Raw genomic sequence first — 10327 nt, 5'->3', positions numbered from 1 at the left:
AATGAAAGGAACTGTCATGAACGAAGCCAAGCCATGGTATCTCTCCAAGACGATCTGGGGCGCATTGGTGAGCGTCGCGGCCACGCTGGGCGCGATGCTCGGACTGCCGGTGGACGCGGCCGGCCAGACCGCCTTGACCGAAGCGATCCTCCAGACGGTTTCGGCCCTCGCCGGAATCGTCGCAATCCTGGGACGCGTCGCCGCATCGAGCCGCATCGCTTGAACCGTCGAGTATTTTCGGGGCATGAATGGACCGAACGATCCATTCATGTTCCGTTCAGGCACCCTTGTGTAGGTTGGCAGCCAAGTTGGAGAACAAGAAAAATGTTACGTTTCATCGTGGCCGCGCTGATAGCACTTCCGGTGCTGGGCACTGCGCCGGTCTATGCCGCCGATAATTGTTTCGCCGTTGGCCAGCAGGTTGCCGCTCAGCGCGGTGCGGAGCTGGCAAGCGCGGAATCTGTCGGCGGCGGCAAGTGCAAGATCGTGCTTCTGGTGCCCGGCGCGAACGGCGAGCGTCCGAAGCGCGAGGAAATCATCGTCAATGGATAAGACCGATGTCGCCGCATTGGCCGTAAGGTCGATATGCGGTGGCATTGGTGCGAATTCTCGGGAGGGACGTAACCATGCGAATTCTCGTCGTTGAAGATGACGCTTCGCTGAATGCGCAATTGAAATCCGCGCTGGAAGAAGCCGGCTATGTCGTTGATGCTGCCACTGACGGCGAGGATGGCCATTTCCTCGGCGATACCGAACCGTATGACTGCGTGGTTCTGGATATTGGCCTGCCGGTCATGGACGGAATCAGCGTCCTGCAGCGCTGGCGTGACGACGGACGTGTGATGCCAGTGCTGATTCTGACCGCGCGCGACCGCTGGAGCGATAAGGTTTCCGGCATCGATGCGGGAGCGGATGACTACGTCACGAAACCGTTTCACGTCGAGGAGGTGCTGGCGAGGGTGCGCGCGCTCATTCGCCGGGCGGCCGGTCACGCATCTTCCGAAATCAGGTGCGGCCCCCTCACGATCGACACGAAGTCATCCAAGGCCATGCTCGATGGCGCGACGCTGAAACTGACGTCGCACGAATTCCGGCTTCTCTCCTATCTTGGTCATCATCTGGGCGAGGTGATTTCTCGCACCGAACTCGTCGAGCATCTGTACGACCAGGATTTCGATCGCGATTCCAATACGATCGAGGTCTTTGTCGGCCGGCTCCGCAAGAAGCTCGGGCACGACTTGATCGAGACGGTTCGCGGGCTCGGCTATCGTATGACCGCGCCGGACGAGACCAGCGAAAAGGCCGGTTGACCCGGTGAAGCTGCGCACCGATTCCCTCGCGCTCCGGGTCATCCTTATATCCAGTCTTTGGTCGGTAGCCGCTATCGCACTTCTCGGTTGGCTGTTGATCGGGCTCTACAGAAACGACTCCGCGCGCGGCTTCGCCAATCTGCAGGAAGCGCAGCTGTTCAATCTCGTCGGCGCGGTTTCGGTCGATGATGCGGGCGAGCTTCACGGCACTCCCAATCTCGGCAATACGCGCTTTCTCGAACCGCTCTCGGGATGGTATTGGCGCGTTCAGCCGGTCGAAGGCATCGCCGGCGCCCCGGTTGTCTCCCCGTCGTTGGGAACCGACCAGTTCGAACGTCCGCCGCTGTCCGAGCGGCCCTATGATCGCCAATTCCGCAGACACTGGATCGGAGATGGTCCGGGCGGCGAGGAAGTTCGCGTTCTCGAATCGGAAATCGATCTCGGTGGGGGGCGTATCGCGCGATTTCAGGTCGCAGGAAACCAGACCGAGTTCGAATACTCCGTTCGCGACTTCGCGAGGCGCGTCGGGCTGCTGTTGTCGGCCTTCGGTCTCGGCGTCGTGCTGATCAATGTGGCGATCCTGTTGGCGGGATTGCGTCCTCTCGATCACGCCCGCAGCGCACTTGCCGCGATTCGCAGCGGCGAGGCGACGAGCCTCAAGGGACGGTTTCCCAGTGAGATTCAGCCGCTAGTCGACGAGATGAACGCGCTGATCGACAACAACAAGCGCATTGTCGAGCGCGCGCGTACGCAGGTCGGCAATCTGGCCCACTCGCTCAAGACGCCCTTGTCTGTTCTGGTCAACGAGGCCGGCGCGAAGGCCGGGCCGTCGGCGGCCGTGGTTCAGGAGCAAACGCGGGCGATGGACTACCAGATCCAGCATTATCTCAAGCGCGCCCGCATCGCCGCCCAACGCGAAAGCATCATTTTCCGAACAGATATACGTCCGGTGACCGAGAAGCTGGTTTCGGTGATGCGCAAGCTCAATCCGGACAAGAAGATCGCGCTCAGAATTTCCTCCGAACCACTTGTTTTCATGGGCGAAAAGGAGGATCTGGAGGAAGTGCTCGGCAATCTCATGGAAAATGCGAGCAAGTGGGCGCGTGAAGCCATCGAGCTCGATATCGAACGAACCCGCATCACTGGCGGTCGCTCCGGGATCAGGCTCCGCGTCGAAGACGATGGGCCCGGCATCGCCGCCGAGTTACGCGAAGAGGCGCTGAAACGCGGCAAGCGGCTCGACGAAACGGTTCCGGGGACAGGGCTTGGCCTTGCGATCGTCGCGGAAACGGTTGCGGCCTATGGCGGCGAGATCGAACTGGGCGAAAGCAAGAGCGGCGGCTTGAGCGTTATCATCACTCTTCCTGCAGCGGCGCAATGAGGTTGTTGAAACTGTGAAATCCTTCAATTGCAAACAAAATAACGACATAGTTTTGTTCATCTTTGACCCTCACAATAGGGTTGAGTGCGACATGGGCAGGAAGGCAATGCGAATTATTTCCATGACATTCGCTCTGGCGCTGACAAGCGTGGTAGCCGGTTGTTCATCGACGGGAACCGCGGTGCCAAGCCTTGCTTTTGGCTCGGTTTCCGGTGTTCGCGATTCCGACAATCGCCTCGCCGGTGATGCACTCGTGACTGCGCTCAACGGTGGCATCCTCGCCGATGAGGCGCGTGCGGACATGGCACCCGATATCCGTAACCGGGCGCTTCAGGCCGAGTATCAGGCGCTGGAATACACGCCTGCCGGCGAACGCGTCGCATGGGGCGAGTCCGGCGATCAGTACACCGGTGATGTCGTCGCTTCGCAACCATACCGGGTCGGGTCCCAGAATTGCCGTCAATATACCCACACCGTCTATGGCGGGAGCGCGCCCCTCGTCGGGCGTGGAACGGCTTGCCGCAATAGCGATGGCAGCTGGACGCCGCTTGCCTGATCAAGATCAAGGCGCGTATCCCGCAAGCGTGAAAATGTCGCGTTTCGGCGAATTCCATTGGCAAGTCTGACTTGCATATTTAATTGACCATCATGTTGTTCGTCATTCTCGCTGTTTCGCTGACGCTTCTGCTGCTCGGCATCGTTTTCCTGCCCGTTCTGCGGGCGGACAAGACGGAGTCCGACCCGGACGAACACGCTTTCGATCTGACAATCTACAAGGACCAGCTGCGCGAGCTCGATGCCGATATCGAGCGTGGCGCGATAGCGCCTGCACAGGCTGAATACGCCCGTGCGGAAATCGGGCGTCGCCTGATCGCCGCCCAGGAGGCGGTGAACATGGAGGCTTCCGGAAAGAAGGCGCTACCATCCGGAGGCAGGGCGTTCGTCGTTGCTTCGGCGCTTTTTGCCCCGCTGGCGGCGGCGCTGGTCTATTCGATGACGGGCTCGCCGGGCATGGAGGCGCAGCCTCTCGCCGCACGCGTCGATGAAATCCGCCAGCAGGCAGCCTCGCAAACCCTGCAAGGGATGGATATTCGCGAACTTGTCGCGCGCGCCGAAGCCCATCTTGAAACGAACCCCGAGGATGGGCGCGGCTGGGACGTGCTCGCGCCGATGTATCTACGGCTGGGTCGGGCGGCTGATGCGCGCAACGCTTTCGAGCGGGCCACCGCATTACAGGGCGAAACTGCCGCGCGCCGGTCCGGGCTGGGGCAGGCGTATTACATGCTCGCGGGTTCGGTCGATATTGATGCGCGTGCCGAATTCGAACGTGCCGTGGCTCTCGATTCAGGTGACAGCCGCGCACGGTTCTTCCTCGCGCTTGCTTCTGCCGAAGCCGGAAATGTGGCTGAAGCCGTCAAGAACTGGCAGTCGATGCTCGAAACGGGCGCCGCGGCGCCTGAATGGCAAGCCGCGGCCCAGGAAGGCTTGCGGCGCTATGGCGGCGAAATGCTCGCCTCTGCTCCGGGATCGGCTGCTCCGCAGCTCGACGAGGAAACGGTGCGAGACGTCCAGGCCATGGATGCGGAAGACCGCAATGAAATGATCGCGGGAATGATTGCGCAATTGGATGCGCGGTTGCGCGAACAACCCGACGACGTCAGCGGTTGGCAGCGGCTGATCCGCTCCTATGTCGTTCTGGGACGACAGACTGATGCCGAGGATGCGCTCGCCCGTGCGGCTAGCGCGTTCTCAAAGGAGGACGCAAAGCGCGGACAAATCGTGGCATTCGCGGCGGCGCTTGGCATCTCACTACCGGGAGACACGACCCAATGACCCGTAAACAGAAACGCTTCACGGTGATTTTCGGTGCCTTGGCCCTTCTGGGTGTCGCGGTCGCGCTGGTGTTGACTGCTCTCAGCGATCAGGTGACGTTCTTCCGCACGCCGACCGAACTTCTCGCTGCGCCCGAGGAAAACAGTGGCCGTATCCGTCTCGGCGGCCTCGTCGAAATGGGTTCTGTGACGAATGCCGAGAGTTCCGGTGTCGAGTTTGCCGTCGAAGACGCCAACGATCGTATTCTCGTGCGCTATTCCGGCATCCTGCCGGATTTGTTCCGTGAGGGGCAGGGCGTGGTTGCCGAGGGGCAGTTGCAGCAGGACGGGACCTTCCTTGCGGATACGGTGCTGGCCAAGCATGACGAAACCTACATGCCCAAGGAAGTCGCCGACCGCCTGAAGGAACAGGGCTACTGGCAGGGAGATGAGGTAAGCGCGACACAATGATAGTCGAACTCGGACATTACGCACTCGTTCTGGCCCTGATGCTGGCGGTCCTCCAGACCGTCATACCGTTTGTCGGCGTGAAAACCGGAAACGCCCGCCAGATCGCCATGGCGCCCAACATTGCCTTCGCTGTATTCGCCGCACTGGCCTTCGCCTTTACCGTGCTGACCTGGGCCTATGTGTCGTCAGACTTCTCGCTTCTCAACGTCGTCGAGAATTCGCATTCGCAAAAGCCTCTGCTCTTCAAGATTACCGGTGTGTGGGGCAATCACGAGGGATCGATGCTTCTCTGGGTGCTGATCCTCGCCTTGTTCGGCGCGATGGTTGCGCTGTTCGGCTCCAACCTGCCGCCAAGCCTTCGAGCCATGGTGATCTCGGTGCAGGGGCTGATCGCGATGGCCTTTACGGGCTTCATCCTGTTCACCTCGAACCCTTTTGCCCGTTTGTCGCCAGCTCCGCTTGAAGGCAACGATCTCAACCCGATCCTTCAGGATGTCGGCCTCGCGATCCATCCGCCGCTGCTTTATCTCGGCTATGTCGGGTTCTCGATCAGTTTCTCGTTCGCCATTGCGGCGCTGATCGAGGGGCGTATCGATGCGGCGTGGGCGCGCTGGGTTCGGCCATGGACCCTGGCCGCCTGGATCTTCCTGACTGCCGGCATCGCGATGGGGTCCTACTGGGCATATTACGAGCTTGGCTGGGGCGGTTGGTGGTTTTGGGACCCGGTCGAAAACGCGTCCTTTATGCCGTGGCTGGCGGGAACTGCGCTTCTGCATTCGGCACTGGTCATGGAGAAGCGCGAGGCGTTGAAGGTCTGGACCATCCTGCTCGCGATCCTGGCTTTCTCGCTGTCGCTGCTCGGCACATTTCTGGTGCGTTCAGGCGTGCTTACCTCGGTGCATGCATTCGCATCCGACCCGACACGCGGCGTCGTCATTCTAGCGATCCTCGTTTTCTTTATCGGCGGCGCGCTGTTCCTGTTTGCACTGCGCTCGTCGTCGCTTGGAAACGGCGGCATGTTCCACCCGATCTCGCGCGAGGGCGGACTGCTGCTCAACAATCTCGTTTTGACCACCGCGACCGCGACCGTGTTCGTCGGAACCCTGTATCCGTTGCTCGTCGAGGCGGTCACTGGCGAAAAAATCTCGGTTGGGGCTCCGTATTTTGACGCGACATTCGTGCCGCTGATGATCCCGCTCCTGCTGGCTGTGCCTTTCGGTCCATTGCTTGCATGGAAACGCGGCGATCTTTTTGGCGCGGCGCAACGGCTCTATGTCTTTGCGGGCATCGCGCTTCTGGCCGGCCTCGCCACGGTCTATTTCGCGACCGGCGCTCCGGTGCTGGCTGCCGTCGGCATCGCGATCGGCTTTTGGCTTCTGTTCGGGGCCTTCGCCGAAGTCTGGCAGAAATCCGGTCTGCCCAAGGCGGGAATGACGAAGGCTATTTATCGCCTGCGGGGCTTGCCGCGTTCGGTCTGGGGAACGGCTTTCGCTCATGCCGGTCTGGGCGTGATCACGCTCGGCATCGTATCGGTGACGGCGTTTCAGGAGGAACTGGTTCTGCGCATGGCGCCCGGCGATACGACCGAACTCGCCGGCTATGCCGTGACGTATGAGGGGGCTCAATCGCGGCGCGGACCGAATTACACAGAGGACGTGGCCACCTTCCAGGTCTCGCAGGACAGCGATCCCGTCGCGACGATCACGCCGGCCAAGCGCCTTTACACCGCGCGCGGCATGCCGACTACGGAGGCCGGAATCCACACGACCGGCTTCAGCCAGATCTATATCGCGCTCGGCGATCCTGTAGAGGGCACCGATCAGATTGTGGTTAGGCTCTGGTGGAAACCACAGGTCACGTTGATCTGGTTTGGGCCGGTCCTGATGGTCATCGGCGGCCTGTTCTCGCTATCCGACCGCAGGTTGCGGATCGGAGCGCCCGTGCCGTCGGCCAAACGTCGCCAGACGCTTGCCGCCGCGGAATAGGGCAGGGGACACGCCGTGAAACGTTTTCTTGCCGCCCTTGCTATCCTGATGTTCGCCATGGGCGCGGCTCATGCGGTCAATCCGGACGAGGTGCTCGACGATCCGGCTCTCGAAAGGCGCGCGCGTGACATCTCGGCGGAGTTGCGCTGCCTTGTCTGCCAGAACCAGTCGATCGACGACTCCGATGCCGAGCTTGCCCGCGACCTGAGGGTCATCGTGCGCGAACGTCTCGTGGAGGGCGACACGGACGAAGAGGTCATGGATTTCGTCGTCGCGCGCTATGGCGAGTTCGTGCTGCTGAAGCCGCGACTTTCCGCGCGCAACATGCTGCTCTGGGGAACCCCTCTGATCGGTCTCGCGCTCGGATTGACCGCGATCTTTTTCCTTTTCCGAATGCGTCGCGGCGCAGCGCCGGCCAGCGGTCTGACGGCCGAGGAGCAGGAGAAACTGTCCCGGATAATGTCTGATACCGAAGACGGGTCCCGGTAACATCCGGCTTTCGGCCCAACCCTGATCGGAGGCGGCGATGGCGACTCAGAAACTGGAATTCCCCTCGGCCACCGGCGAAATGCTTGCCGCGCGGCTGGACATGCCCGACGGCGCCCTTCGTGGCTGCGCGTTGTTTGCCCATTGTTTCACCTGCACCAAGGACATCCTCGCGGCACGGCGGATCGCATCCAACCTGTCCCGGCTTGGCATCGCGGTATTGCGTTTCGATTTCACCGGTCTCGGCTCGTCGGAAGGCGAGTTCGCCAACACGTCGTTCCGCTCCAATGTCGCCGATCTCGTTGCCGCGGCCGATCATATGCGTGAGCATGTCGAAGCGCCGGTTCTGTTGATCGGTCATTCGCTGGGCGGGGCGGCGGTGCTCGCGGCGGCGCATGACATTCCGGAGGTCAAGGGTGTTGTGACCATCGGCGCGCCCGCTGACACCGAGCACATATTGCGCATGTTCCACGAGGATCTTGAGACGATCGAGCGGGACGGCGAGGCCGAGGTTTCCCTTGGCGGCCGCCAGTTCCGTATCGGAAAGGTGTTCCTGGACGCCGCGCGGTCATCCAATCTGCTCGATCGCCTTCCAAAGCTGAAAGCATCGCTCCTGATCATGCACTCGCCGCTCGACGAAACCGTCGGGATCGACAATGCCGAGCGGATTTTCATGGCCGCGCGCCATCCCAAGAGCTATATCTCGCTCGATCATGCGGACCATCTTCTGACCAAACCGGAAGATGCCGAATTCGCCGCCCATGTGATCGCCGGATGGGCGACCCGCTTCCTGCCTGCCGATGAGCCGCAAGGCGAAAAACCGATCGAAAACATACGCGTATCCGAGACACGTGAATCAAAGTTTCAGAATACCGTTCAGGCCGGGCTGCACCGGTTTTTCGCGGACGAACCGGTCTCAGCCGGCGGAACCGATACAGGCCCGTCGCCCTATGACCTCCTCGGCGCGGCCCTGGGCGCCTGCACGTCGATGACGCTTCGCATGTATGCGGATTTCAAGAAACTGTCGCTGGGCGCGGTCACTGTCGATGTCAGCCACGCCAAGGTCCACGCGAAGGACTGCGTTGAATGCACCGAGGAGGAACGCGCGCATGGCGGCAAGATCGATCGTTTCGAGCGCCATATCTCCATCGACGGCGAGATCGCGCCGGAACTCGCGGCAAAGATCGAGGAGATCGCCAACAAGTGCCCGGTCCACAGGACATTGGAGGCGAGCGCCAAGGTCGTGACAGTGGTGAAGCGATAAGGCCGGCCGCCGCGTTCGCCTGTCGGTCGGTGCCGCCCTATCCGGTGACGAACTGCATCCGGTAGCGCGGTGCCTGCAGCACGTCGAAGCCGATGGCGACGAGGCTGCCGTTTTCCTGCAGCAACCTGTCAATGCCGGCGACATCGCCAGTTTCGATGACCGGGGCCGGATCGACGGTCACGACGGACAGCCTTTCCCGGACACCGTCCTTCGAGCCCCAATTGCCCATGGTTTGCGTGGTCGTGTCGAGCCACGTCTCGATACGCGGCACCAAATCGACCATGTCGAGAACGGGTGTCGCGCGCGGGTAGTAGACAGCCGCGACGGCGCGCAGATAATCGCCCTGCGGGTCGTCCGCATAGAAGCGGATGGCGTTGACCTCGGCCTTTCCGGCAACCGGATCGAGATCCGCGCCGGTAACTTCGTCGACTTGCGCGGTCCCAAGGTCTGACGCATCGCCCCACAAGCGCTTCTGCCGGTCGGGCGTAAGCGCGCCGATATAATCGAGCATGCCGCCGGCTTCGCTGGTTCCGTCGAGATTGGCGGCGTCGCTGTCCGGATAAAGACTGAACGCTCCGTCGGCGGGGACGAAGAACCGCTCGAAGCGTAGCCGCACGAAATCCGAGAGCATGTCGCGAATCGTATCCCGGTCTTCCTCCGATCCTTTGGCCCAGATATACTTGGTCAGGAGCCGGAAGCCCCGGTCGCGGTCGATAATCCAGCGATGCGTCTCGTCGAGACGCGCGGGCAGCGGCGTGGACAGCCGCTCAATGGTCGAAGCGAGTATGCGGTCGCTGTAGCGCAGCGGGAACTCCGGATGGATTTCCTTGGCGTCGTCATCGACGAAAAGCTTGATGATTTTGCCGCTGTCGCCGATATCGCCGCCGTCGATGATCGCGCCGCTCGCGCGGTCTCGCGGTCCCCAAAGACCGGTTTGCGGATCCTGATTGTCGTAGAACCACTGCAGGAAAGCGGTCTTCGCTTCGGCCGGGAAGGGGTAGATATCCAGGCGCGCGCATTGTTCGAGCAGGTCGTTGAGCTCGATCGAACTGACGAAGAGCGGCTTCAATTTCGTCCCGATGAACCCCACGCTCCCGCATCGTCGAGCGCGGCCGTCATTTCAGAGGGCGTGTCGATGCGCTCGAGGAAGCGCAGAGGATATTTCAGCGCGAAAGGCCTGCCGGCGCGGCGCGACAGGTCGTCGATCAGGTTGATCATGTTCGCCGTGACACCGGTATAAGCGAAGACGGGATCTGTCGCGTTGGGATAGAACGCCCCGGTTTCCGGGTTTTGACGGTCCAGGTAGAAATCGAGCTGCTCCTCGACGCTGGAGAATGCCGGGACTTTGACCAGCCCCTGACTGTCGACGAACTTGGCGTGAATCTCGTTCAGACGCCGCAGACCGTCCAGGTAACGGCCCTTGTCGAGGTAATAGGAGACACTCAGCAATTCGAACTCGAACTCGGATAGATAGTAGCCTTCCGCCTTTCGCGCGTCGTTCGCCGCGAAGATCGCATCCACCTTCCGGACCTGGCCGATGACCAGCGCAGCGCCGACGAGAAGCGCGACAAGGCCGATCACCACGGAGTAGGCGACAGTTCGTTTCTTTGTCACGGATG

Annotated in this window: 12 protein-coding genes; 10 read left to right on the top strand and 2 right to left on the bottom strand. The window is 61.5% G+C overall.

What is annotated here, in order from left to right; translation table 11 throughout:
* Positions 1-16 precede the first annotated feature (16 nt).
* From ACQK2M_RS18450 to ACQK2M_RS18405, 10 genes are all read left to right on the top strand, one after another.
* Positions 17-223, top strand: coding sequence for a hypothetical protein (locus ACQK2M_RS18450; RefSeq protein ID WP_425418990.1), 207 nt, complete (start codon positions 17-19; stop codon positions 221-223).
* Between the two features lie 101 nt (positions 224-324).
* On the top strand, positions 325-552 hold the full coding sequence (locus tag ACQK2M_RS18445; RefSeq protein ID WP_425418989.1) for a hypothetical protein: 228 nt from the start codon (positions 325-327) through the stop codon (positions 550-552).
* Positions 553-626: 74 nt separating this feature from the next.
* Positions 627-1310: a response regulator transcription factor gene (locus ACQK2M_RS18440; RefSeq protein WP_425418988.1), complete on the top strand. Its 684-nt coding sequence runs from the start codon at positions 627-629 to the stop codon at positions 1308-1310.
* Between the two features lie 4 nt (positions 1311-1314).
* Positions 1315-2691, top strand: a complete 1377-nt coding sequence (locus ACQK2M_RS18435; protein ID WP_425418987.1) for an ATP-binding protein — start codon at positions 1315-1317, stop codon at positions 2689-2691.
* A gap of 121 nt (positions 2692-2812) precedes the next feature.
* On the top strand, positions 2813-3247 hold the full coding sequence (locus ACQK2M_RS18430) for a hypothetical protein (protein ID WP_425418986.1): 435 nt from the start codon (positions 2813-2815) through the stop codon (positions 3245-3247).
* A gap of 92 nt (positions 3248-3339) precedes the next feature.
* Positions 3340-4524 (top strand): c-type cytochrome biogenesis protein CcmI, encoded by a 1185-nt coding sequence (ccmI, locus tag ACQK2M_RS18425; protein ID WP_425420088.1) that lies wholly within the window; start codon positions 3340-3342, stop codon positions 4522-4524.
* Positions 4521-4973, top strand: coding sequence for a cytochrome c maturation protein CcmE (ccmE, locus tag ACQK2M_RS18420; RefSeq protein WP_425418985.1), 453 nt, complete (start codon positions 4521-4523; stop codon positions 4971-4973). The genes ccmI and ccmE overlap by 4 nt, the downstream gene beginning before the upstream one ends.
* Entirely contained in the window at positions 4970-6958 is a 1989-nt protein-coding gene (locus tag ACQK2M_RS18415; RefSeq protein ID WP_425418984.1) for a heme lyase CcmF/NrfE family subunit, read from the top strand. Before ccmE ends, ACQK2M_RS18415 begins: the two co-directional genes overlap by 4 nt.
* Positions 6959-7006: 48 nt before the next feature.
* Positions 7007-7447, top strand: a complete 441-nt coding sequence (locus tag ACQK2M_RS18410) for a cytochrome c-type biogenesis protein (protein WP_425420087.1) — start codon at positions 7007-7009, stop codon at positions 7445-7447.
* A 37-nt stretch (positions 7448-7484) separates the two neighbouring features.
* The gene (locus tag ACQK2M_RS18405; protein WP_425418983.1) at positions 7485-8708 is read left to right on the top strand and encodes an alpha/beta fold hydrolase; all 1224 of its coding nucleotides are present in this window, start codon (positions 7485-7487) and stop codon (positions 8706-8708) included.
* A gap of 37 nt (positions 8709-8745) precedes the next feature.
* On the opposite strand, the gene ACQK2M_RS18400 is transcribed toward ACQK2M_RS18405, so the two are convergent.
* Together ACQK2M_RS18400 and ACQK2M_RS18395 are read right to left on the bottom strand one after the other, a co-directional pair.
* Entirely contained in the window at positions 8746-9798 is a 1053-nt protein-coding gene (locus tag ACQK2M_RS18400; protein ID WP_425418982.1) for a hypothetical protein, read from the bottom strand.
* Positions 9774-10322, bottom strand: coding sequence for a hypothetical protein (locus ACQK2M_RS18395; RefSeq protein WP_425418981.1), 549 nt, complete (start codon positions 10320-10322; stop codon positions 9774-9776). The genes ACQK2M_RS18400 and ACQK2M_RS18395 overlap by 25 nt, the downstream gene beginning before the upstream one ends.
* Positions 10323-10327: the final 5 nt, after the last annotated feature.

It is taken from the genome of Oricola indica, from assembly GCF_965227485.1.
GTDB lineage: Bacteria > Pseudomonadota > Alphaproteobacteria > Rhizobiales > Rhizobiaceae > Oricola > Oricola indica.
Note: the sequence above shows the minus strand (reverse complement) of the source record. Positions and strands in the feature narration are given on the sequence as shown.